Raw genomic sequence first — 24,908 nt, 5'->3', positions numbered from 1 at the left:
AATCATAAACGGATTAGAGGAAATGTCACCCGATTTCCCGGATTCGACGCCGATTATTCAGTTTGCGCCTCAGATTGAAGCTTCAGTAATCAGCCCAACGGCACGATTGGGTACATTCCAACGCCAGCCAAGGGACGCTTGGCAATCGTTTTGAGCTCACCATTCGTCGCGTCGCCCTCTCAACCAAACCAACACGGCAAAAAGGGGAACCGTGTACCCACGGTTCCCCTCGCGCTGCTGAATTTGCGGTTTTCTCCTCAGTCAAGCAACCAGCGACAGTACGTCGCTTGCAGTCCGATCCTGCTCGCCGCTGTCGACAAACGGGATGATCGAGAAGGTCTGACCGCCACGCTGCTCTTCGTTCTGAACGGCATTGACGCGCAGATCGCCGTCGGGCGTGTTGACCAGCAGCGACAGGTAGTTGTTGCCGGTGCGAGCACTCTTGGCCATCCAGGCCGATCCCACGCGGATTGGCTTGCCGCGCGGTGAGCTGATCTCGATCCGATAGTCGGGATGCGAGTCCTCGGACTTGAAGTCATTCTCGATCAACGTGAAGTCGAGGTCGAACATCATGTTTGCGATGTAGCCCGCGAAGGCGTTGTCCGCGTCCATGGCCGTCAATTCGCCGGAGATCGATCCGGATTTCATCGTACCCGTTGAAACAAGCGGGATGATTTCAAACACGCCGCTCTTCGCGTCGCGCGCCTCTTTCGTCTGCACGGCATTGACCCGGAACGGGCCGAAGCCAACATCGATCTGCATCGAGATATAGTGATTGCCGCTGGTATTGCCGGTCTCGTTCCAGGCGGTACCGATGCGCACCTTGCGACCCGACTTGTTGACAGCGGTTACGTCGAAATCCGGGCTACGCTCGGACATTTTGTTGCGGGTTTCCAGCTGGATGGCGATGTCGAACCGGTTGCTGTGGATCATGCCGAAATATGCGGTTGCCGTGGTTTCAGCTGTTTTGGTCAGGGTTCCTGCAAACATGGGTCATTTCCTTCAGTTTGTGCCGGTGCCTGACCTCTGATCAGGGCAACCGGGATTGCTTTTCGACCCCTCATGGGATCACAAAACAGAAAGCTCGCTTTCCTTTCAGCCCCGCCTACGGGTCAGAAACGTCGTCCGAGTGGATGCGCCACCGCGTCTCTAGGTGCTGTGCCCCTCCCCTGCCCGTCTGGTCTTGATTGGCGATCCGGGTATTCGTCGTCAACATTCTCCGATCCGACGAGGAAGAACTCCGTCTCTTTTCCGTTCAACCGTTGCCCGCTCCGGTCGGTCAGGCCGATGCAGCTTCCGTTCGGCAAATAGGTGATCAGGTACTGACCGAGCCGGTCCTTGTGGACAATGTAGCCGGTATTGGCCCAATGCACGGTTTGGCCCGCATCCACGGCGAATTTGATCTCATCACGTGTCATGCTTGCCTCCTTCCCTATTCTGCCGCCAAAGATGCCGTATCCTGGGTGGCATCTTTGCCTGCGCAGACAATTCTGGACAGAATGCCAACTGAATCGACACCGTCCCCGTGCGGCAGGAACACCCGCAGCTGGAAAGCGATTATCTCCGTGAAACACCCGAACGCCTTCAGGCCGTCAATCATGCCCCTGTCGGCACCATTCAATTCGAGGCGCATCTCGCCGGCGACACGGCGGCGCGTCAGGGTCAGGCCTCGGCCCAGATCGACAGGTGTCGTGGTACCGAGGGCTGCGCTCAGCATCTCTTGCGGCGTTTTCGGATCCGGAACGAGGAACCGCGCGCGCAGTGCCGCCGCCCCTTCCTCGCTCAACGTGCGACCAATCATGCTTGTGCCACCATCAGGCGTAACACGATAGATACGCTCGTTTGTGGTCGGGATATCTTTCCAGATCGGCAGCAACAGCCCGGTCAACAGGTAGAGCCTGGTGGTGGAGGTTTTCGGCAGGGCGGCGGCCTCTCCCTCCCAAAGGTGGATGAACTCGAAGCTGCCGATCTCCTCCCAGGCGGACGCCTCAAAACGGGTCTCCTCGAGATAGCTGGACCCGTTCGGCCGCACGGCCTTGCGCATCAGCGTCACGATATCCTCGTCATACATCTGCATGGGCCGCGCCGAGATCAGGCCCGCGCGCCCGGAGGCACGATTGACCATCGACCGTTTGTCCGAATTTCGGGCGATGGCCTCTTCAGCTGACAGCACATGAACCGGGTTCGTCACCTCGAGCCCGATGATCTGCGTCACCGCGCCAGATTTCGGGCAGGTCCAGAGATCTTCGGTCGAGACCTGTTCGATCTTCTCGCCGCGCAGGGTCTCCACCCCGACATCAAGCGTGCCTGCAGCGCGCGCGCGTTCGGTCTGGTCGGCAATACGACCCATGAATTCCGCAAAGAGCGCGTTCTGCAGATGGATGGGTAGCGCCAGCACCCGGTTGAGGAAGCGTTGGATTGGGGGCAGATCTTCGAGCAATACCCCCTCCGCATCGGTCAGCCGCAAGGCGGTCCAATCGGTGAATGCCTCATGGCTCATCGCCCCCGCACGCCCGGCGGCGAGATCGGCATAATAGCCGCGCAGCGCGCCCCGTGCGATCGGGCTTTCCAGATTGTCTTCCTCACGGAACATACCTTGTGAACCGGTCTCACGCTGGCCCTTGGTGAGTGCGCCCAACTGATCGAGGCGTTTGCTGATCGTGGAGGTGAAGCGCTTTTCACCATGCACATCCGAGGTGCAGACCCGGAAGAACGGCGCGCTGACCTGCGCAGACCGGTGGGTGCGTCCCAAACCCTGGATTGCCGCATCGGCGCGCCAGCCGGGTTCCAGCAGGTAGTGGCGTCGTCGCTTCTGGTTTTTCACTGTCTGTGCCGCGTGATAGGACCGCCCTGTCCCGCCCGCATCGGAGAAGATCAGGATATCTTTCTCGCCGTCCATGAACGCACGGGTCTCGGAGGAATTGCTGCTGGAGGCGCGTTTCTCGATGAAGAGGTGACCATCCTCCGCCTTCAATGGTCGGATGGAGCGCCCGGTCACTTCGGACACCGCCTCGTCACCGAAGGCCCAGAGGATCTGATCGAGCGCAGAAGGGATCGGTGCCAGTGTCATCAGATCCATCATCGCCGCATCCCGCAGGGCCAACGCTTCGCGCGAAACAATCAATGCACCATTGTCGTCGCGTAATGGTTCTGCCACCATATTGCCGTCGATCTCGACGAGCTTTTGTGCATGGATCGGGAAGGCCTGTTCGAGATAGCTCAGCACGTAGTCGCGAGGAGTCAGGGCTCCTTCGACCAGCTCGTCTTCCGGGTCCATTGCCTCAAGCCGACGTTTCAGCAGGCTTTCGCCGGTTGAGACCACCTGAACGACGCAGGCATATCCATCTGTCAGATCCTGTTCGATGGCGCGGATGATCGTCAGAGCTTTCATGCCCATCAGGAGGTGATTGAAAAATCGCTGCTTGGTGCTTTCGAACCGGGATTTGGCAGAGGCGCGCGCGGCGGAGGCATTGGTTTTGCCGGAGGCGTCATTGACACCCGTTGCCGTCAGCGCGGCTTCGAGATTGTGATGGATGGTGCGGAAGGCACAGGCATAGGCATCGTAGATCTCGGTCTGCGCCGGGGTGAGCGCGTGTTCCAGCACATCATATTCCACGCCGTCGAAACTGAGGGCGCGCGCCGTATAGAGCCCGAGCGTCTTAAGATCGCGGGCTACCACCTCCATGGCCGCGACGCCGCCCGCCTCCATCGCAGAGACGAAGCTTTCGCGGCTCGGGAACGGATATTCAGGCCCCTGCCCCCAGAGACCCAACCGCGCGGCATAGGCGAGGTTATACACGCTGGTGGCCCCCGTGGCGGAGACATAGAAGACACGGGCGCGCGGCGTTGCCAGTTGCAGACGGAGGCCCGCAAGCCCCTGCTGGGAGGGTTTGACTCCCCTGCCCTCGCTCGACCCTGCGGCGTTCTGCATGGCGTGAGCCTCGTCGAAGGCCAGCACCCCATCAAACTCTTCGCCCATCCACTTGAGCAGCTGGCTCAACCGGGTGGTGCCACATTTGCCCGCCGAGCGCAGCGTGGCATAGGTGACAAAGAGGATGCCGTCGCCCATTGGAACGGGCTGGTCCGGTTTCCATTTGGAGAGCGGCTGAATGTCTGCGGGCGAGCCCCCGAGATCGGTCCAGTCGCGGATAGCGTCCTCGATGAGGGTCGCCGATTTGGAGACCCAGACGGCCTTGCGCCGTCCGGCGAGCCAGTTCACCAGGATCAGTCCGGCACATTCGCGGCCCTTGCCGCAGCCGGTGCCATCGCCGAGGAAGTATCCGAGGCGATAGGCAAGTGCCTCGGGATCATCGTCACAGCGGGACATCCGGGCCTGGTCCTCATCGATCGTGAACCGGCCGGGCAGGTTCCGGGCATGGGCATCATTTGCCATGATGATGGTCTCGAGCTGCGCCTCGGAAAGGTGGCCCTCTTCGATCAGCCGGGCAGGCAAGCGCAAACCCTCAGTGATTGCGCTTGATGGGGCTGGCGGCGCAACGGAGGCCATGGCGATGCTTTCGACCAGCGGTGTGGGATGGTCCTGTGCCCCGGCGATATCGATCCGCTGCGGCCGATAGCGCGCATAGATGTCCGAAACCGGCCTATTGTCGCGCGGGATCTCAAGGCTGGTGAAGGTCAGCGGCACGGCCGCGTTGCTGCGGGGCTTGGAAGCGGCAATCGCAACCGGTCTCTTGCGCGTGACGGGCGCAGGTCTGCTCTTTGACGGGTACGGCATCGCCGCTGCCTGCACGAGGCGTGCCTCGCAGCGGGTCGCGGCAACAACATCGACATGACCCAGGGCCTCATCCAGGTCTCGCACGCTGGCGCGGATCAGATCGTCGTCCTCCTGCACTTTGTCGAAGATCATCAGTTGGGTTTCCACGGAGGTACCAAGCTTGCGGTAGACATGCCCGGGGACGGATAGCGCGAGGCGCGGTGTCAGAATCCCGCGCACCCGTGACCAATGCGCCGCGTCGCGATCGGGTCCGAACCCCGCCGGCATGATTGCCACCAGCCGCCCGCCCGGTGCGAGGCGCTTGGCCGCAGCGACAAGATGTTTGGCTGCGATGTGCCGGTCCTTCGAGCGATCGACCGAAGAGGCAAAAGGCGGGTTCATCACGACAACATCGGGTTGGACGGATGTCTGCAGGAGATCGTCGATATGCTCGCCGTCATGGCCCGTCACATCAAATTCGAAGACAGCCCGCAGGAGCTGTTGCCGAAAGGGATCGATCTCATTCAGCATCACCTTGGCCCCGGCGCGGACAACAAACATGGCCAATGCGCCTGTTCCGGCGGACGGCTCCAGCACCATCTCATCCTTGCGAATGCCAGCGGCCCGCACCGCCAGGGCCGCATAGGGCAGCGGCGTGGAGAACTGTTGCAGCCGGATCTGCTGCTCCGAACGTCGTGTCTCCGTCAGGAGCCGCAAGGCGAGGAGTTTTGCAGAGGATAGTTCATCCGGCGCGCTATCACCGTTCAGGAGTGCCTGCACTGCGGCGGCCTGCATCACGTCATAGGCCATGCGCCAATCCCAGGCACCGCTGGCATCGCTGCCGCCGAAACACGCGCGCATGATGCGCGCCAATGATGAACTGCGTAAGGCTTGGTGATCGATCTCCGCACCGATCTGCTGCAGCGCAATAACGAGATCAGCTTCGGAAATGGTGTGAGCGGTCTGTGTTGGGCTGGATACAGCCATGGGGTCTGTCCTTTGGGTCAGGGTCTGAATTCCAAAGGACAAAAAGCCCCCTCTACACTTTGTGAGTGCGAAGAGGGCTCGACTGATAATGTATCAGTTTGCTCGTCACTCCTCCTGCCCCGCCAGGAACTCGGCGAGGACTGGGCTCGCTGCCCCTTTTGCCGAGCTAAGGAGCTCCGAGCCCGCGAGTGAGACCTTTGACAGACGCACGAGGCCGCCGGTTTCCTCGATGCGATAACAGCGACGTTTTTGCTGCCCGCACCGGTAGTGCGTCGCAGTGATGAATTGGCAGGTGCTGCCATCGGTCAGCGTCACGGGTGCGGCCAGCTTGATTTTGTCGCCTTCGTCATAATGGGGGATTTCCGCCCAATCCCGACACCGCTGACGCCAGGCACGGGCGTAGCTGTCAGGATCTTTGATGTCCGACAGTAGCGCCAACAGGTTGATTGGCGCGCGGGACTCGACGGGCCCCGCGCTCTCCTCCATGTCCTTGTAGCCCCAGCAGCCATCATCATACCGCGTGAGGAAGACAGCCCCGAAGGTGATGGACCCATCAGAACCGGGCACATAGGTCCTGTCTTCGACGGGTGAGCCATCAAGGTTCGTGACTTTGGCGGCCGCATACCAGGTCGAGCCGACCTTGCAGGCTTTGACCAGTTCGGTTCTTCGGATGTCGGTCTCAAATGTGCAGAGCCGTGCGATCTCCGCCTTCTCATCCGCATAGGATTTGACGCGGCGGTCGGTATAAAACAGCCATCCCACTACGCCGCCCTCCGGTCATCAATTTCCATGAGCGCATCAAGCGGCACACGGTAGGGCAACATCTCGTCGAAATCCTCGCAATTGCCGGAATTCTGAACGATTGCGAAGCTGTCACAGGCGTCCTTGAGAACGACCCGAAACGTCCCGCCAAGACCGGAGGGCACCTCATACATCCCGCCGATGAGATAGTCAGACGAACTGCGCAAAAAAATGCGGATGCTGTGACCGTCTGTGGCGAGCCGGATCGCCCCGAGTCCCCGGTCGAGGAGCACCTGCACATCGTCCAGGATATCGGTGTAGAATTGGCCGGTCAGATCCCGGAACGCAGCCTGGCGCTGCACCATCCAATCGAGATCACGAAACGGATTCAGGCCTTCGGCGAAAGCAAATGAGGGATCGGCCCGTTTGGTTGTGACGATGCGGGTGGTCGTGCCGTCGATACCGTTTGACCGCAGATGTACGCCATTGCCGACGATCAGGATCAGGGCGGGCCTGTCCACCGGCCCGTTCCAATTGGGCAGGAACGTATTGCAGGCGCGCGCATGATCGATCTGCGCCGCAACCGATGGTGCGGAGAATTTGAGAATAGCCATGGGACTGTCCTTCCATTGGATGTGGGAGAGAACTGACCCGCGCAGGACTACGCCTCGCGCGGGTCGATGGATCGTTCAGGCCGCTTCCGCGGCTTCGTCTTCGGTGTTCTGCACCGGGGTCTCGGATGCATCCTCAAGTGTCTCCCCTGCCGTCTGCATCATCGGCGGGCACCACGCGGCCACCGCCGCACGCTGAGCGTCCGTGAGCGTGGCGAAGGGCTCGGCAAAAAGCTTGTCGCAAAAGGCGACGATCTCTTTCTTGCTCGAGGTAGCCAACGTGACCGCTTCTTGGGTAAGGCCGAGATCCTCGCCGAGGATCTTCAGGAGCCAGGCCTTCTTGAAGCGGTTGAACAGCGCCGCGTTTGGCGTCCAATGCGCGCGAATGTCGGGCATGATCTCGACCTCGAAATCATGCATCAGGCTGTCGCGCTGCCGGTCCCGCGCAAAGCAGGACTGGGTGGTGGTCGCAGTGGCATAGGCAACGAGTTTGGCCTTCTCGCCTTGTTCAAGCGCGCGGAACGCTTCAAACTGATCGGCAGGCGACCGGGCCTCATCGAGCCAGGACAGATCGAGCGTTTCATGCGTCTCCGACACCTGCTCGAGCGAGGTGCTATCGATCTCGTCCATCTTGGCATGGTTGCGATACTCCTTGCGCGCATCAATCTTGATGGCGGTCGTGACACTCATGCCAGCGCACAGAACGTCACTCACCAGCTTGAAGAGCGTCAGATCGAGCGTCGCTTCCGGATGCATCGCCATGGCGGCACCAAGGGCCATCGCCCGCTCGGTCTTGAGATCTTCGGCGAGCGAGGCCGGATAGGTGATCTCGCCGGCATCCGCCTCCGCTTTGCCAGCAGATGCACCAGTGGGGTTGTCTGGCACCTCAGGTTTATCCTCGGGGCGCACGAGACCGACATGGAGCGTCGCCTGACCGTTGGACCACGACGCGATCACACCGGCGCGCGCAAGGTCTTCGGCGCTATAGGCCTCCTGCAAATCGCGCGCTTCATCCTCCAGGGCATCCACACGTTCGTAGAGCGAGTTGTAGGCGTCATCATCGAGCCCCTCATCTTCCATCTCGAGCTGCAGTTTTTCGAGTTCGGCGGCGATATCGTCGATGCGCGCCTGCGCTTTTTCATCAGGCTCAATGGGTCCGGGATATACCCGGCCATAGTCGGCCATTTCCGAATAATCATAGCGCGCGACCGCATCGGCCCAGGCAAATCCCATCTTCTGACGGGCCTCTTCCGCGGCGGTGGTGAGCTTTTCCAGCAGGATCGTCTCGACGAGCGCCGCATCCTCGAGCACCGAATGCTCTTCCAAAAGATCCGCCGCGATGGCACCACCACGTGCCTCATAATCCTCACGCACGAAGGCCCCGATATCGTCGCTGACCTGGACACCACGGGATTTCAGGGCCTGCCGCACTGTATAGGCCTGCAGGTAGCCACCGTCCTTCGTGAGCGCCTCGAAGACCTCGTGCTGCACCTCATGGCTCGGATGTTCGGCGAAGGCTTTCATCGTATCGAGTGTGATTGTCTTGGCGCGAGCCGCGGCACGGATGTCTGGATGAATGAGCCCATAGCGCAACCGGCCTTTGACCGCAGTGACGGTTGTGCCAAAGGTCTTTGCGATAGTCTCCGGCGTCTGCCCATCGACTTCCATCATGCGTGCAAAGGCCTCGAACTCATCAATGGCGTTCATCGGCTCCTGAGTGATGTTTTCCGCAAGGGACAGGGCTGTCGTGACATCACAGTCGTCGGGGACCAGACGGCAGTCGATCTTGGTCTTGTTTGTAAAGCCCTTCACGCTTTTGTCGGCGGCCAGTTCCCGCAAAGCGGCATGGCGACGGCCACCGGCGAGAACGCCAAACTTACCGTCGATCTTCTGTACCAGAAGAGGCTGGAGAATGCCCAATACGGCGATGCTGGCCTTGAGATGGGCGATATTCTCGGATGCATAGCATTCGGGGGAATTGCACCGCACATTGGCAGGGTGAGTGACCAGGTCGCCGATTGCAACGGATACGGGTTTGAAACTTGCAGTCATGGGATGTCCTCCTCAATGGATTTTGTGCGGACCGCGCGATCAAATGCGCGACCAACCCCCGGATCCGGGGGGCACAAAACAATAGGCCCGCTCTCCCTTTGAGGGGTCAGCGGGCCCGAAGATTTGGACGTGGTGATCTTGGGTACATCCCCTGCCCTACCAGTCGCATGCCATCATGACGGTCAGCACACGTATGCTGGTTGCAGGATTGTCCGGTGCCTCCGCGCCGTAGCGGAAGTCGGAGTTGGCCTCATACAGATCAATTTTCCAGAACACGGTTTCACCGCGGATCTCGACAGCACCAAAGTCGTGCCATCCGTCAGGATCGTTCTCGGGCTCGAACGTGTCGAACTCGCCTGTGGCTTTTATCGCTTCGGTCATGAAGCCATCTCCGGCCTCGATCAGCGATCGGGTTACATGCATCCGACCCGGAATGGGCCGTTCAGGTGGGAGTCCAAGACAGGCCAATTTGCGGAAGGCATCGTTCTGCGCGGCAATCACATGAGGGTTCGGACGGTCTGTCACAAGCAGCGCGGTGTCGGTCATGGGGTTCTCCTTTGGAAGATTTGAAACACCCGTCCCAAAGCCCTCTTTCCCTTTGCCTGAGTATCTCAACTCAAGCGGCCTGATCGGTTTCCCCTGCCCTACCCGCCTCAGATCTTGCGATCAGATAGTCGCAAGCGCGCTGCGCATCGGCTGCATGCTTGAAGATCGCGTTCTTGTCCGAGCGTAAGACGCACAACCAACTGTAAAGGTAGGAGGCATTCATCTCGAGCGTGTGCGCAGAGAAACCAAGCTCCTGCCCCAGGAAGCAAGACGTCAGTTCCGCCACGATCTCTTCGCGGGCATAAGAGGTGTTGCCAAATTGGGTAAGGCCATAATCCCGGTTCAACCGATGGGGTGCCTTGGTCGCATGGGCCAGTTCATGGGCCCAGACCCCATAGAAACGTCTCGTATCCTGAAACCGCGTGATGGATGGCATATAGACCTTGTCTACCGGCGCCAGATAGTAGGCCTCGGTGCCTGAGAATACTGTGGTGATGTCGATGGCATCAAAAAACTGCTGGATGTGCGGGATGGGTTTTGCAGGTGGGTGATCCGGCTCTGCATTTGGTTCAGGGTGAAAACTGTGCGGAAGCCCTTCGATCTGGCAAGCGTTGAAGACACGGTATGGTTTCTGGAAGCGAAAGGCTCGAGTCCCTTCAACATCACCATCGTCGGCGTCGTCACCTCCCTCCCCTCTTGTCCGGCACTGACCATAGTAAACCACCACGGAAGACTTTTCGCCCTTGCGGACCTTGGCATTCAGCGCGTTGGCCTGCGGGATCGTCATCCAGAAGGGAGAACTGTGGCCGGCCATGAGCGTCCGCATGGTCAGCAGGAAATTGTTGATACCTTGGTAAGGCTCTCCGCCAACGCGTAGCGGTCGCGTGCCGCCACCAGCTGTCCAGGGTTTGCGCCATGGCAAGACACCGCGCTCAAGGATGCGGATGATTTCGTTTGTGATGGCCTCTGAGGCATCGAATTTAGGCGTACGGGATCGGGCCATGGCTGGCTTCCTTTCGAATGTTGGTTGGGAAGTTCGTGACCAGGAGGAAGGGCGTGATCTGAGATCGTTGACGATCCTGTTGCCGAGATATTTGGTAAGATCGCAAAAGGTGGTCAGGGCCATGACCGCCGCAACAAGGCAGCTGTTGCACGCAGCATGCGTAAGACACATGATTGCATGAGAGATCCTTCAGCAGAAATGACGGACCGGAACCCGGCCCGAACCCGTCAGAAGCACCCCAAGGCCCTTCTTCCATTAGTCACAAACCCCAAAGGACACTTTCACTTTCCGCGGACCCATTGGCACCAGACGGGACTGTTGGGGTCCAGCACATATGCGGATGTCTTTGATTTAGTAGGGCAATTTCGGATCGGCATTCGAGATCGGCAACAAATATCGGCAATTACTTGCCAGATATTTGTAAATATGTATATTTTTCAATTGCTTTACGACCACGAAGGATCGGCAAAAATGCTCGAAACCCCAGCCAGGATAGAACCTTGCTTCTTCGAAGAGTATATTCCCTCTGAATTGGCAGACCTCTCGGTCGATATCCAGAGAGAAGCCACACAACTTGGACAGGGGCTGCACCCGGATAGTGCAGCGGAACTTGCCGATCTGGTTAGGGTGATGAATTGTTACTACTCGAACCTCATAGAAGGGCACAATACACGACCGCGCGACATCGAGCGTGCACTTGCCGGCGCAGAGCTGGAAGAAGAGACCCGGCCCCTCGCACTAGAGGCGCGCGCGCATGTCATTGTTCAGCGCACCATTGACGAGATGCATCGCGAGGGCACCCTGCCCCGGCCTACATCCATTGAGTTCCTGACCTGGGTTCATAAGAGCTTCTACGAAGAGATGCCCGATGAGTTTCGGGTGATCGAACATCCCGACGGAACGCAAGAGCCGATCTTTCCGGGGCGCATGCGTCAGGAAGGAGACCTGGAAGTTGCGGTAGGGCGGCACCTGCCACCTTCGTCATCACGTGTTGCATCGTTCATGGATCATTTCGACAAACGGTTTCAGATCGCAGATCGATCCTCCAGCGGGCGGATTATTGCGATTGCCTCCGCGCATCACCGGCTGAACTACATCCACCCATTCCCGGATGGAAATGGGCGCGTCAGTAGATTGATGTCGCATGCCATGGCTCTGAACGCAGGGATCGGTGGTCAAGGCCTCTGGTCCGTCTCGCGTGGACTTGCGCGTGGATTGATTGACCGAGGCGAATACAAGAGGATGATGGATCTTGCCGACAGTCCGCGGCGTGGAGATCGTGATGGGCGTGGCAACCTGTCAGAGTCGGCCATGAAAAGCTTCAGCGAGTGGTTCCTGAAAGTGACTCTCGATCAGATCACATTCTCTGCAAAGCTGTTCGATCTCGGCGGACTGGATAAGCGCTATCGCCGCCTCGTTCAGGATACGATCGATGACAAGCGTGCACCTGATCTGATTGCAGCCGTCTTGAGGCATGGGGCATTGGAACGGGGCGATGCCCAAGTCGTGCTCAAGACCTCGGAACGTACCGCACGCAACACACTCAGCAAGTTGACCGCCGCGGGGTACCTAACCTCATCTTCTCCCAAGACACCCGTACGGTTAGCTTTCCCATTGGATTACCGGGAACGTCTTTTCCCTAACTTGTTCGGCGATGGTGATCTGCCTGAATGATGATGACAGGTAACGTAGGTACTAATTTGACAGGATCATTGATTGGATATTCAAGGCAGTGGGTTGCACATGTATTTCAATGTCCACCGCGGTGGACGTCTAGATGCGCTGCCTGAGAAAGTGGGAAAAAACAATGAGAACATCGTTTGGGTTCGTTTTCCATAGATAGGGGTACATGATGTGCAGTTGTGCTGGCCTATGCGACTTGAAGATTTTTAGCCCTCGTTGTCCCGATATCTTTCGCTTCCCACCAAGTGTCCACCGCGGTGGACATCAGGCAGTCCGCTTACTGGTAGCTGAGAGACGTTCGACCAAGGCTGCTGGATCAAACTGGCTCTGTCGCTGACCCAGAGTTATACTGTGAAAGTAGGCTCCAAAATCTCTGATGCGTTGGCCGAGCTGGAGCATGAAGAAGATTGCGCAGGAAGCTTTCTGGGTCCCGACTGTATTCTTTGCTTTTTCGAATGTCTCTGGGTGAATGCCCATCATTGGGGCGAGCGTTCGAGCATGGTTCTCAATGTCAGACCAGTTTTTAAGCTGGTCAGTGGAGAACGATACGGCTTGATCGCAGACTGATATCAGTTTTTCAGGGCTGAGATTCGTATTGGGGGATTTGCTTTCTAAATCTTTTTTTTCTTTTTCAGACTTAGATTGGTGCCGGACAGTTTGTCCGTCATTGGCGGGCAGTTTCATCGTTTCAGGCGAGTCATCAGGAGTGGACAAGCACTGACATTCCGCATCCGTGTCTGCGAGCAGGGCACGATATTCGGTGAGGCTCAGCTTCCTTCTCAGAGCCCTGCGTGTGTCTTGGATAAACGAATTTGTAGGATCGATTTCTTCCAAATGGGCGAGTTTTGTCAGGATCAGTTTTCGGATAAAAACTTGATCCCGCCGGATGTGCTCCATCTCCTGGGCGATGGCGATGAGTTCGCTTGCGCGTTGCAGTAGGGGGGTAAGAGACAAACCAAAGCTGACGCATTCACCGTCGGACGAGCGAACACGGTAGCGTTTGCAGTTCGAGCTGTCATTACGCCTGATGAAACCAAGTTCAATGAAGCGGGTGATATGCCTACGTAGCGTCCGCTCGTCAATTCCGCCAACTCGCTGGCAGATAGAGGTATTGGATGCAAAGACCGTTTCGCCATGACCTGGCTTCAAAAAACTCAGCATCGCTTGGAGTGTTTGCATGTGGCCGGGCCGTAGACCGAACACGCTGCGCGCGTCTCTCAGAGCTCTGAAAATGGTCCAGACGTCGGTTTCAGATGATGATGTTGAATTGGATTGCGCATCGAGTTCAGCGCTTCCGATCGATAGTTTTGTGAATGCCATGGTTTGTTAACGATGACCATTTGGCCCACACCTTCCCCGTCTCTTCCCCGGACTTCTTAAGGGAAAAGGCAATAAAAGTTGGTCCACCGAATCGGTGACTCTTGACCGGTTTGCTGGAGATTGCTACATCATAGGTGCTAATCAGATGATGAGGGCTCTCCAGGGGAAACTTTGGGGGGCTCTTTTCTTTTCGGTCTTCGCTTTTCTCCTCTGCTCGTGTTTTGCCTTTTGGCTGGGGTTAGGATCCCGAGCCGCTTTCATTCCGCCATTGCTCGAAGAGTTGCAAAAGTGTGACGTCTGCGCGCTCTTCGAGCCACTGGCCGAATTCAGGGTTGTCCTTTTTGAGGACCTTGATGGCGATAGTTTTGTCATCGACCGTTAGAGTGCCCAAAGAACCGCCGTTCGTATCTTTGATCACCGATGTCTGACCGCGACTGATTGGCCTTTTTTCTCCACGGGCTTTGCTCGAGCAAGCGGTGTAGACCGCCTGGAATTTCTCGGGGCTCGGAGTGTCGTCGGGCAGGGCGGCGATTACCTTCTTGGCGATGTCCACCAAATCTATTTTCTCCGATAATGCAGCTAGATCACCCCACTGCCGACGCCCGATCCCATGGGCTGGCCCGATGAGATGAACTAACCCATCAGGCAGTTGTTCTATTACTACCCGGTGGTTGGATACGCCTTGCCGGGTTAAGCCCAGAGCATCCTGAATGACGCCGGGCTTATACCCAGATTCTTGCATCTCTTTGATAAACAATGATTTCTCAATGAAAGATGGATCAATTCTGAGATTGTTCTCTTGGCCCTGCGCGATCAACGAGGCGTCGTCATCCAAAGTCCGAACGATTGCCTTGACCGTTCCACCGACCTTGCGGATTGCGGCAAGCCTACGACGGCCATAAATGATACGATACCTGTCCGGCTCAGCCGATGGGCGCACCATAACCGGCACTTGCTGGCCATGTTTGCGAATGCTCTGTGCCAATTCATCGATGCTGGCGTCTTCCAGCACTAGCCGATCACGCAGACCATCCATGTCGATCTGAGCGGGGTCAATATCCCGGATCGAGTTTGCCGTAATCTCGCGCAAAGAGTCGCGCAATCCGCCAACAGACCCAGGCAGCTTTGCCGCTTTTGGCTGGACGGGGGAGGGGGACGCGCTTGCTTTCTCGTCCTTTGGAGCCTGATTGAAGATCTTCCGTGCCATCAGCGGCGCCCCCAAGCCATTTGGATCGTCTGCTCCAACTCATCAGCGACTCCGTTTACGCTTGTCAGGGCGCGATCAATTGTTTTTCTGATGAACTGGCTTGGGTCAACTTCGTAAACGGTTTGTTGGGTCATACCTGCGTCCGAGATCGCTGTCGATTTCAACATCGGCTCTGTCATGACCTGGCCGGCCAGAATTGATCTTAAGTAGCCCGCCATTTGTGTCTGTGGACCGTCGGAAGGTTCGTACCTCGTGATCAGGAACTTAACGAAATCCCAGGTAACGCGCCGACCAATGGCTTCTTCAACGGCTTTCACTGTTTCTGAAGCAAGCTTAAGAAACTGGCTCATGGAAGCGATGTCTAACATACCGGGTACAACCGTTACCAAGAGCCCCGTAGAGGCTGCCAAAGCGGTCAGGGTTAGAAAACCCAGTTGTGGCGGGCAATCGATCAGGACGACGTCGTACTCTGTTTCGACCTCTTCCAAAGCACGCGCGAGCCGCTCCGCAAAAATGGGCTGCGTCCTCCGTGTGAGGGCGTTTGCTGTTTCGGTCTCGTACTCGGAGAGCATCAACCCGGCTGGGACCATGTCGAGCTTGTGGAAATATGTCTTTTGAATAACAGACGATAGAGGGACTTGCTCCTCATATCTCAGGGCATCATAGATTGTGCCGCCTTCTGCGAACTCGAGTTCAGGTCGGAAGCCAAAGAACGTCGTCAAACTTGCTTGCGGATCGAGATCTAAGACCAACACTCGGTAGCCGCGTAAAGCATACCTTTGCGCAAGATGGATTGTCGCTGTCGTTTTTGAGGAACCGCCTTTGAAATTTACGACCGAGATGACTTGAAGGCGGTCGCCCTCGCGTCGCCCAGGGCGATAGGCTTCAGCGTTCTTTCCTGTGCGTACCAAGATGTCACGCAATTCATCAACTTCTTGAGCCGAGTAGAACCTGTGACCTCGATTGTCAGTGTGCACTTCAGGGAAGCTGCCGTCTTTATGCCGGTTGCGTAGGTTTGAAGTGCTAACGCGCAGAAGACCCGCAACTTCAGTAGAACTGAAGCGTCGTAGGGCCTTTCGTTCCTCAGGTTCGAAGGCAATCTTCATCTGGCGATCCAGGGATTCAGCCAGATTGTCGGCAAATCCTCCGATGTCAGAAGATCCTATACCTTGCGTGTATCCAACGTTACGTTCATCCATGTACTGCCGCCTACTCATGGCCTTTGTTAAGGCTCTTGGTTGTTCTGACGGTATACAGCGTGTCTGACGCTTTTTGCCGTCAGTAAGGGAATGCCATGAACATGTGTGTCCGGCAAGAAAAATCTAAATGTAGTGTAAAAGTTATCCACAGCACCAATAGGGTTTGACATGTGGGATTTGATTTAAATCATTGAAGTAAAACGAAATAATACCAAGAATTGCGTATGTCCGCTATCTTGGAGTTTTGTTTGGCTGAGATGTGAACCCTAGCTAGTACTGAAGTATTTTGATGATCGAGGCGTCGCTATCTGCCGGGTTCTACGGGATTCGGTGTGCGGAGGCGTATCGATCCATCGCCATTCTTTAATCGTGAATTTGCTTCGTTCGTACCAGCGGTGTCTAATACCAGGCAAGTCTGGACAAGCGACTATTTATTGTCGAGACCGATAGGGCAGGGCACCTACCTGTCGGCGAAGCCAGGCCGGTCAGTTACAAACCAAAAATTTCCGACAGGGGTGGTAACAGATTCGTCCTTGTGAACGGGTGCCAAACCGCGCGGCGCGTTGACCGGTATGCCGTGCACATAGAGATCAGTCAGCGCCTCCTGATCTTCGACCGAGAGGGCAGGGGAGGGACAGGGCAGATAACGCGCAGGGACTGTCGAATTTCCCAAACCTGTGGACGACACTTTCTTGTTTTCTTCATTTTCCTTGGTTGGCCTCGTGCTGCGCTAGTCCTTGCAGCGCAGACGCAGACGGAATGTGTGCCGGTACGTGTTTACAAAATTGCAGATTACGGGGCTGCATCGACAAAGGTTTGTTGTCGGAGCAGGGCAGGGGTCTACGGGTTTTGGACCAAAGCCGTCGCGAATCCAGTGGTTTAAGAAAACCGATAATGGCTGCTATTTTGGGCCAGTTTCCGTGCAAAATCAATCAGATGCGATAAGGGATACTTATCAAGTATAATAATAATTCGTAGCAATGCCGGATGTAGCGCGCAAAAGCGTCCTGTTTTGCGCGTATGGAGGGTAGGGAGTCAGCAATACAGAAATATCCGGGAATGGTTGCGGATGTGTCGCAAGCTCTTGGAGCGGCCAGGGTCAGATATGTACTGGACACACTTATCCTGCGATCTCGGCGAATAGCCGAAAACCAGATGCATTTGTGCTGGGGAATTGCCGCTTGCGGATCATGTTGGCGACCTCGATGCCGTCCAGAGTGGCAGAGGCGGATCTGAACGATTTGAACCCGCACATGTGCCGGCCGCGACGCTTTATGAACCGATGGTCCTGCTCAATAATGTTATTCAAATACTTGGACCTCACTGTTTGGATCTTGGCTGGGCAGCCAAACCGATTGAGGATTTTGTTTACTTCTCGAATGCCCGCCGCGTTGGCCCCACTTTTGTCAATGACGATCTTGTTTGGAATTCCATTGGAAGACAGGGCTTTGGCGAAGAACCTGGATGCTGCTGGTCGGTTTCTCCGCTCAGACAGCATGAAATCAAGGGTGTTCCCAGCTTTGTCGACAGCCCGATAGAGGTACATCCACCTGCCGCGAACACGAACATATGTCTCGTCCATGCGCCAATAACTCAGAGTTGGGCGTTTTTTCGATTGTGCTCTCGCTGCGATCATCGGTGAGTACTTCACAACCCACCTGTTGAGAGTGGCGTGGTCCACATCCACGCCGCGCTCGGCCATGATCTCTTCCAAGTCACGATAGGAAACCGTGTACCGCAAATAGAAATATACAGCGTACAAAACCGCATCCTTGGGGAAATGGCAGCCTGTCAATGAGATCATGTTGAAACCTGTTCGAAAACTATTCGATGGGAACAAACGTCAGATCACGCATGTTCGTCAATTGGGCTTCATAGTTTGCGACACATCCGTCTACACATTCATATCCTGTTAAAGTGCTGCGAGTGTGTGCTCAAGACCCTTCTCAATATGCCCCTTTAGGATCTCCGCCGCGCGTTCATGGTCCCGGTCTAGAGCCGCCTGAAACATAAGCTTGTGCTCTTCAACCGCTTCCGCTCCCCGATAGGTTAGTACAAGCATCTGATACCGAAGGTATTTGTCATAAATTATCGAATGTACGGACAGGAGGTTCCTTGAATTGCAGGCTGCAATCATTGCTTGGTGAAATTCCCAATCATACCGTTTCCAAGTCTCTTTTTCGGAGTCATCCCCTTTGAGAAGCCGCTGCTCCATCAAATGTAGCTTATGATGCGCTGCGACGAGGTTCCCTTCCCAATCCGTGTCACCGTTCTTGATAGACAGTTCCAGTGCGTGGCATTCCAGCAAGACACGCAGCTCTGATATCTCGGTCAGATCCTCCCGAGAAACCGGCGTAACCAGGAAACCCCGCTGCTCTGGCGCTTCGACAAATCCGTCGCTGGCAAGTCGGTTAAGGGTTTCACGCAGTGTCGAAAGACTTGCTGAATAGCGTATCTTCAATGCATCCAGCTTCAGTTTGGAGCCGGGTTTCAGCTCTCCGAAGATAATATCCCGCTTAATGCGCTGATAGGTGCTGGCACCTATGGTAGACGGCTGTTTTGCCATGTGTTTCACCAGATTTCTCCAAATTCATCATGCAGAATAACATATGTATGTTAGTTCGCAACGGTGTCGAAATTCATCAATTCGTATTAACATCATATGATATTGAAAACATCACATGAAGATTGTTAAGGTTGTGATCATAACCCGGAAATCGAAAGAATCAGCTTATGTCAGACATCACAAACATCGCCGTCGTTGGTTTTGGGTTGATCGGCCGCCGACATGCCGAGGTCTTGCGGCGGTCTCCGGGCCTGAGGCTTTCAGCCATCGTTGATCCGGACGAAAAATGCCGCCGAGCCGCGATGGAGTTGGGAGTAGACGTGTTTGCCTCGCTGGACGAACTTTTCGCGGCCGCCAAACCAGACGGTATTGTTCTGGCAACGCCGACGCCTATGCACACTGAGCAGGCCCTGAACTGCTATGCAAACGGCTCTCCTGTCCTGATCGAAAAGCCGATCGCCGTGACAGCCGCGGAAGCAGACATTCTGACAAAAGCCGCCGCTAAAGCGGGTCTGCCATTACTGGTGGGGCATCACCGGCGTCACAACGGTATGGTCAAGGCTGCCAAAGCAGCAATTGTTGCGGGTGCAATCGGCGATATACGTGCGGTGCAGGCGACCTGTTGGTTCTACAAGCCGGACTACTATTTCGAAACAGCCCCGTGGCGGACGAAAAAAGGCGCCGGACCGATTTCTGTCAACCTTGTGCACGATGTTGATCTTCTGCGCCATTTTTGTGGCGATGTCAGCTTGGTTCGGGCGATTTCGGTTCCATCGGCGCGCGGGTTCGAAAACGAGGATCTCGCCTCAGCCATCTTGACATTCGAAAGCGGCGCGGTGGCGACGATCTCGGTTTCTGACAGCATCGTGTCACCCTGGAGCTGGGAGCTGACGTCCAGAGAAAATCCGGCCTATCCGGCTGCGAACGAAAGCTGTTACCTGATCGGAGGGTCCAGGGGTGGATTGTCATTACCCGACCTCAGGTTATGGCGGCATGAGGCAGAACCGGATTGGTGGGCGCCGATTTCGGCAACATCGTTAACATGTGAATCCGAAGATCCACTGGTCACTCAGATGAACCACTTCGCGGATGTTATTCGCGGCCGTGAGGAGCCGTTGGTGTCAGGATTGCAGGGACTGCGATCACTTGAAGTTGTCGAGGCGATCGCTTCTTCGGCCGAAACGGGCATTGAAGTTGCTGTAAATTGCGCCGAAACGGCGGAGACTTCGCCGCTGGAGATCATTGATTGATCAAAATATCGGGTATTTTGTATTTTATCTTGCTAAAGTAAAAAAATCTGCGGTACACTTAAGGCCATATCCACGGACTTATCAGAGGGAGGATAATCATGATCACCAAATTCGCCCGGCGCACGGCGCTTGCTACTCTGACTGCAGTCGGTCTTGCTGCAAGTGGGGTGGCGCCAGCCTTTGCCGACGACAAGATTACCCTGCGGATGGCGACATCCGGTTCCGAGACTGACCAGCGCTCGGTCGCCATGGCCGAGGTCTTTGCCCCGATGGTCGCGGATTTCGTGGACTATCAGCCAAGCTACAACGGCACCATCTTTGCACAGGGTACCGAACTTGATGCGATCAGCCGCGGTAACCTTGAAATGTCGATCACCTCGGCGCAAGAACTGGCTCAGTTTTTCCCCGAGTTCTCGATATTCACCGCCGGTTACGTCCACCAGGACGCCGCACACCAGGTTGCGGTCTTCAATGACCCGCTGATGGAACCGTTCAAGGAAGTCGTCGAGAACGATCTGGGCGTCAAGCTGTTATCGGTCATGTATTTGGGCCGTCGTCAAGTGAATCTGCGCCAAACCAAGGATGAACTGACTGTAAATACCCCTGCCGATCTGGCCGGAGTGAACCTGCGTATGCCGGGCACCGACGCATGGCAATTCCTGGGCAAGGCCCTGGGTGCCGCTCCCACGCCGATGTCCTTTTCCGAAGTCTACACCGCGCTTTCGACTGGTGCCGTCGATGGGCAGGACAACCCGCTTCCAACCGTTGTGGACGCCAAGTTTTATGAAGTCACGGGACAAATCGTCCTGACCTCACATCTGGTGGACCTAAACTACATCGCGATCGGAAAAGGCGTGTGGGACAGCATGACGCCTGAGCAGCAGGCAAAGGTTCAGGAAGCAGCAGATGCGGCCGCGGAATCAGGTCGTCAGGGCCAGCTCAAGAAAGAGGAGGAACTGGTCGCTTTTCTAGAAGAGCAGGGTCTGGCCGTCTATGAGCCTGATCTCGCCGCTTTCCGCGACCAGGTTCAGTCTATGTACCTTGAAAGCGAATTTGCTGCTTCCTGGCCAGAAGGTGCTCTGGAACAGATCAACGCCCTCGGTAACTGATCCAAAGACCGACTAAAACAGGGAGGATGTTATGAAAGTGCTAATCAAGGGGTTCTCCCGAATAACAGAAGCGATTGCCGCCGGAATGCTGGCGGCAATCTTCGGAATTTTCCTTCTGCAGATCGTTCTACGCTATTTCTTCACGCCGGCTGGCTGGACGCTGGAACTGATCGGAATTCTGTGGGTCTGGGTGATCTTTTTTGCCTGCGCCTTCACGGTACGCGAGGCAGACCATGTCCGCTTTGACATCATCTATCTGTCAGTGAGCCGCCGCACACGAACGATTTTCGCGTTAATTACGGCCGCCGCGATGGTGATCGGTATGCTTTATACACTGTTGCCGACCTGGGACTACATCGACTGGATGAAGATCCGGAAGACTACAACCGTGAAAAACCCGTTTACCGGCAACAAGATCCCGATGCGAGATGTCTTTTCGATCTATGCCGTTTTCATCGTGGCCGTGGCCGCGCGCTATGCCTGGATGTTCTTCGACATTTCGAAAAACGGTCCGCCCAAGACTGAACTCGAAATCGTGGTTGAAGCGATGCACGAGGAAGAAGGTAACTCCGCTGAAGGAAAAGAGAAATGAGCATCGAACTTCTCTCTTTGCTGGTAACCCTGTTCCTGCTTGCGGGAATAGGCACGCCGATTGGTTACTCCATCCTGCTTGCCTCGGTCGCCTATCTTGCTGTCGCCGGACTGGACGTCGCGCTGGCAGGTGAAAAAATCCTGCAGGGCTTTTACAAAAGTACGATCCTGCTTGCCGTGCCTTTGTTTATCGTTGCCGCCAACATCATGAATGCGGGCTCGATCACCGACCGCCTATTGAACTTTTGCGTGGCGGCCGTCGGACGGTTCAAAGGCGGTCTTGGGCACGTCAACGTGGTTGCATCGCTAATCTTTTCCGGCATGTCCGGGTCGGCGGTCGCTGATGCGGCGGGGATTGGCAAGATCATCATCGAAATGATGACCAAGGACGGTCGCTATCCACGCGGATACGCCGCCGCGATCACCGCAGCCTCTGCCACAATTGGACCAATCATTCCGCCTTCGATTCCGATGGTTCTTTATGCGCTGGTCTCCAAGGCGTCGATCGGCTCTCTATTCCTGGCCGGGATCCTGCCGGGGCTGATCATGGGTGCGGTTCTGATGGCAATGAACACTTATCTGGCGAAAAAGCGCAACTTCGCTCTGGAAGAGCCGGTGCCGCTAAGATTACTGCCAGCGAAAACGGCCAACGCGTTTCCGGCTCTGCTGATGCCGGCGATCCTGCTTTACGGGATTTACGGTGGGGTCACGACCCCGACGGAAGCCGCTGCCGTGGCCGCTTTCTATGCGTTATCGTTGGCGGCGATGTTCTACCGAGCAATCTCGCTGGGCAAGCTGTATCAAGTCTTCGTCGAAAGCGCGCGTTCATCGGCCTCAGTCGGAATTGTTATTGGCGGCGCGTTTATCCTGAATTTCATCGTGATACAGGAACAGATTCCACAGTCGATCTCGGCCCTGCTGGAAGGGGCCGATGTTCATCCGCTTCTGTTCTTGGTCCTCGTGAATATCCTGATCCTGGTTCTGGGGTGTGTGCTGGATGCGACCACAATTATCCTCGTGATCGTTCCGCTCTTCATCCCTACCTGTGAAGCGTTGGGTATCGACCTTGTGCACTTCGGTGTATTGGTCGTCGTGAACTCGATGATCGGATTGATCACGCCACCCTATGGCATCCTGCTATTCGTGATCAATGCCGTGACAGATATTCCGCTGCGCGAGATCATTTCCGAGGTCTGGGCCTTCTTGGCGGTGCTGATTATAGCGCTAATTGCGATGATGCTAATGCCCGACATTATCCTCTGGCTGCCGAGACTCCTAGGGTATCAGGGCTAATGCGGCTTTGCGTCGCCACGACATCAGTTCCTGGCGATCTCTTTCAAAAACTTGAAGAGATCGCCAGGACCGGTTTTAGTGGGATTGAGCTATACGAGCCTGACCTCACCGGTTCAGCCGCCAATGTCACCGAAATTGGCAGGCGGGCCAAAGCTCTCGGTCTAGCTGTCGAGGTTTTCCAACCATTTCACGATTTCGAAGGGCTTATCGGCTCCGCCCGCGAACTTGCCTTCGCTCGGCTGGATCAAAAGCTAGACCTGATGAGCGCGCTAGGTGCTAAGACACTTTTGGTCGGCACGTCGACACACCCGTCTGCCAGCGGTGATGTAGGCGCAACTTGCGCCGATCTTACCGCGCTCGCCGAAAGGGTCGGACAGGCAGGCTGCCGAGCCGCGTTGCTCGCGCTGCCTTGGGCGCAGCATGTCAAAAGCGAGGCAGAGGCTTTGCGGTTGGTGGAAGCCGTCGATTCTCCGCATCTGGGGCTGGCGCTCAACTCTTTCTTCTCGCTGGCGGACGGTTCCCGGCCCGCACGTTTACGCGATATTCCCGGGCAGCGGTTATTTCATGTTCAACTATCCGACGCGCCGATACTGAATTTTGACATTTCGCGCCTAAAAAGCCATTTCGGCCGGTTGCCGGGGCAAGGCGGCCTGAACCTAGATGGGTTTGTGCGGGTGATCGCCCGGTCGGGATATGACGGGCCTTGGTCGCTGGCCCGGGTCAGCGATACTGCACAGGGCAGCCGCAAAACCTATGCTCGCGATGGGTTCCGGGCACTGGTTTCGCTCTTGGACGGAGCTGCACAAAGCGAGCCGTCACTAGTACCGCCTCTGCCCAACCTGCCACCTCCGGTCTATCCCAAAGGGATCGAATTTGTGGAATTCGCGACCGACGCCGGTTCCCACGCTACACTGACCGATATGCTTGGCAGCCTTTGCTTTCGCAAGGAGCGTCAGCACGTTTCGAAATCGGTCGAGTTGTGGCGTCAAGGTGCGATCAATCTGGTCATCAACGCTGAGGTAACAGGCTTTGCTGCAGATGCCTTTGCCGAACACGGGCCCTCGGTCTGCGACATGGGCCTCCGCGTCAGTGATGCGGCCCAGACAGTCGAACGCGCCACCCGTCTAGGCGCGCCCGAATTTTCGCAGCCGGTCGGAACCGGTGAATTAGACATTCCAGCGATCAAGGGGGTCGGAGGAAGCGTTGTGCACTTCATAGACGAAAAATCCGATCTGCACCGGGTCTGGGACATAGAGTTCGATGCCGTGCCCAAGACCGAGGCGATCCCGCCTGCGGGTCTGCGACGGATCGACCATATAGCCCAGACCATGCGCTATCAGGAAATGCAAAGCTGGCTGACCTACTACACCTCAACATTCGAGATGGAGAAGGCGCCAGTTGTCGATGTGGCGGACCCTTCGGGTATCATCCTCAGCCAGGCGCTGGCCAGTCCCGAAGGCGAAGTTCGGCTCAACCTCAACGGGGCAGGTGAACGGCGCACTTTCGCCGGAGCGTTTCTGGCCGACCAGATTGGTGCGGGCGTGCAGCATATCGCGTTTCTGACTGACGATATTTTCGAGACCTCTGCACATTTGCGCGCTGCGGGGTTCCAGCGGTTGGAGATGCCGGGCAATTACTATGATAATCTGGCTGTAACCTTCCCGCTGGAATCCGATCTGATCGACCAGCTTCGCTCCGGGCACATTCTTTACGACCGTGTCGGCGGCGCGGAGTATTTTCAGATCTACAGTGCCCCGATTTTTCGCGGGTTCTTTTTCGAAATCGTCCAGCGGAAGGGCGGATACCAAGGATACGGTGCGCGCAACGCACCCATTCGCCTCGCCGCGCAAATGCACCATCTACAGGAAAGACAGGCTTTATGAACGAAGACACGGATGCGATCCGCCACTGGTGGCGTACCTCCATCGTCGACATGAAACCCGGACAGATCGCGTTTCGTGGCCATCCCATTGAGGATCTGATCGGGAACGTATCTTTCCCGCAGATGATCTGGCTGATGGTGCGGGGCGATCTGC

The 24,908-nt window shown here is 56.4% G+C and carries 19 protein-coding genes and 1 pseudogene; 7 read left to right on the top strand and 13 right to left on the bottom strand.

Annotated features, from left to right (window positions below; genetic code table 11):
* Window positions 1-261 precede the first annotated feature (261 nt).
* The 8 genes from ACR0K5_RS19160 to ACR0K5_RS19125 form a co-directional block, all read right to left on the bottom strand.
* On the bottom strand, window positions 262-990 hold the full coding sequence (locus ACR0K5_RS19160; protein WP_480534070.1) for a DUF736 family protein: 729 nt from the start codon (window positions 988-990) through the stop codon (window positions 262-264).
* A gap of 122 nt (window positions 991-1,112) precedes the next feature.
* The gene (locus ACR0K5_RS19155; protein ID WP_480534072.1) at window positions 1,113-1,418 is read right to left on the bottom strand and encodes a hypothetical protein; all 306 of its coding nucleotides are present in this window, start codon (window positions 1,416-1,418) and stop codon (window positions 1,113-1,115) included.
* 14 nt (window positions 1,419-1,432) lie between these two features.
* The gene (locus tag ACR0K5_RS19150) at window positions 1,433-5,701 is read right to left on the bottom strand and encodes a strawberry notch-like NTP hydrolase domain-containing protein (RefSeq protein WP_480534074.1); all 4,269 of its coding nucleotides are present in this window, start codon (window positions 5,699-5,701) and stop codon (window positions 1,433-1,435) included.
* Between the two features lie 105 nt (window positions 5,702-5,806).
* A complete protein-coding gene (locus ACR0K5_RS19145) occupies window positions 5,807-6,463 on the bottom strand; it encodes a DUF6927 domain-containing protein (RefSeq protein ID WP_480534076.1) in 657 nt (218 codons plus the stop codon).
* Window positions 6,463-7,056: a regulator gene (locus tag ACR0K5_RS19140; protein WP_480534078.1), complete on the bottom strand. Its 594-nt coding sequence runs from the start codon at window positions 7,054-7,056 to the stop codon at window positions 6,463-6,465. Before ACR0K5_RS19140 ends, ACR0K5_RS19145 begins: the two co-directional genes overlap by 1 nt.
* A 75-nt stretch (window positions 7,057-7,131) precedes the next feature.
* The gene (locus ACR0K5_RS19135) at window positions 7,132-9,105 is read right to left on the bottom strand and encodes a ParB/RepB/Spo0J family partition protein (RefSeq protein WP_480534080.1); all 1,974 of its coding nucleotides are present in this window, start codon (window positions 9,103-9,105) and stop codon (window positions 7,132-7,134) included.
* 156 nt (window positions 9,106-9,261) lie between these two features.
* Window positions 9,262-9,651, bottom strand: coding sequence for a DUF3768 domain-containing protein (locus ACR0K5_RS19130; protein ID WP_480534082.1), 390 nt, complete (start codon window positions 9,649-9,651; stop codon window positions 9,262-9,264).
* 70 nt (window positions 9,652-9,721) lie between these two features.
* Window positions 9,722-10,654, bottom strand: coding sequence for an ArdC family protein (locus ACR0K5_RS19125; RefSeq protein WP_480534084.1), 933 nt, complete (start codon window positions 10,652-10,654; stop codon window positions 9,722-9,724).
* Window positions 10,655-11,125: 471 nt separating this feature from the next.
* Between ACR0K5_RS19125 and ACR0K5_RS19120 the strand changes: the two genes are divergently transcribed.
* Window positions 11,126-12,328, top strand: coding sequence for a Fic family protein (locus ACR0K5_RS19120; protein ID WP_480534125.1), 1,203 nt, complete (start codon window positions 11,126-11,128; stop codon window positions 12,326-12,328).
* Window positions 12,329-12,601: 273 nt separating this feature from the next.
* Here ACR0K5_RS19120 and repC read toward each other — a convergent pair whose 3' ends face one another.
* From repC to ACR0K5_RS19095, 5 genes are all read right to left on the bottom strand, one after another.
* Complete coding sequence (repC, locus tag ACR0K5_RS19115) at window positions 12,602-13,657, bottom strand: plasmid replication protein RepC (RefSeq protein WP_480534086.1); 1,056 nt, start codon at window positions 13,655-13,657, stop codon at window positions 12,602-12,604.
* 238 nt (window positions 13,658-13,895) lie between these two features.
* Window positions 13,896-14,864 carry a plasmid partitioning protein RepB gene (gene repB, locus ACR0K5_RS19110; protein ID WP_480534088.1) on the bottom strand — a complete coding sequence of 323 codons (969 nt, stop codon included), beginning with the start codon at window positions 14,862-14,864 and terminating at the stop codon, window positions 13,896-13,898.
* A complete protein-coding gene (gene repA / locus ACR0K5_RS19105) occupies window positions 14,864-16,063 on the bottom strand; it encodes a plasmid partitioning protein RepA (RefSeq protein ID WP_480534090.1) in 1,200 nt (399 codons plus the stop codon). The genes repB and repA overlap by 1 nt, the downstream gene beginning before the upstream one ends.
* Window positions 16,064-17,183: 1,120 nt before the next feature.
* A complete protein-coding gene (locus tag ACR0K5_RS19100) occupies window positions 17,184-17,867 on the bottom strand; it encodes an IS6 family transposase (protein WP_480534092.1) in 684 nt (227 codons plus the stop codon).
* 108 nt (window positions 17,868-17,975) lie between these two features.
* Window positions 17,976-18,629, bottom strand: coding sequence for a GntR family transcriptional regulator (locus ACR0K5_RS19095; RefSeq protein WP_480534127.1), 654 nt, complete (start codon window positions 18,627-18,629; stop codon window positions 17,976-17,978).
* Between the two features lie 167 nt (window positions 18,630-18,796).
* Here ACR0K5_RS19095 and ACR0K5_RS19090 point away from each other — a divergent pair, with 167 nt between their 5' ends.
* The 6 genes and pseudogenes from ACR0K5_RS19090 to ACR0K5_RS19065 all read left to right on the top strand — a co-directional run.
* Window positions 18,797-19,879 (top strand): Gfo/Idh/MocA family protein, encoded by a 1,083-nt coding sequence (locus tag ACR0K5_RS19090; RefSeq protein ID WP_480534094.1) that lies wholly within the window; start codon window positions 18,797-18,799, stop codon window positions 19,877-19,879.
* Window positions 19,880-19,977: 98 nt separating this feature from the next.
* Window positions 19,978-20,988 (top strand): TRAP transporter substrate-binding protein DctP, encoded by a 1,011-nt coding sequence (gene dctP, locus ACR0K5_RS19085; protein WP_480534096.1) that lies wholly within the window; start codon window positions 19,978-19,980, stop codon window positions 20,986-20,988.
* Window positions 20,989-21,019: 31 nt separating this feature from the next.
* Window positions 21,020-21,580 carry a TRAP transporter small permease gene (locus ACR0K5_RS19080; protein WP_480534098.1) on the top strand — a complete coding sequence of 187 codons (561 nt, stop codon included), beginning with the start codon at window positions 21,020-21,022 and terminating at the stop codon, window positions 21,578-21,580.
* Window positions 21,577-22,872: a TRAP transporter large permease gene (locus ACR0K5_RS19075; RefSeq protein WP_480534100.1), complete on the top strand. Its 1,296-nt coding sequence runs from the start codon at window positions 21,577-21,579 to the stop codon at window positions 22,870-22,872. Before ACR0K5_RS19080 ends, ACR0K5_RS19075 begins: the two co-directional genes overlap by 4 nt.
* Window positions 22,872-24,755, top strand: coding sequence for a bifunctional sugar phosphate isomerase/epimerase/4-hydroxyphenylpyruvate dioxygenase family protein (locus ACR0K5_RS19070; protein WP_480534102.1), 1,884 nt, complete (start codon window positions 22,872-22,874; stop codon window positions 24,753-24,755). The genes ACR0K5_RS19075 and ACR0K5_RS19070 overlap by 1 nt, the downstream gene beginning before the upstream one ends.
* Window positions 24,752-24,908, top strand: a pseudogene (locus ACR0K5_RS19065) (citryl-CoA lyase); the annotation flags it as partial. The gene ACR0K5_RS19070 and the pseudogene ACR0K5_RS19065, both read left to right, overlap by 4 nt.

The organism is Ruegeria sp. AB9 (assembly GCF_056542585.1).
Note: the sequence above shows the minus strand (reverse complement) of the source record. Positions and strands in the feature narration are given on the sequence as shown.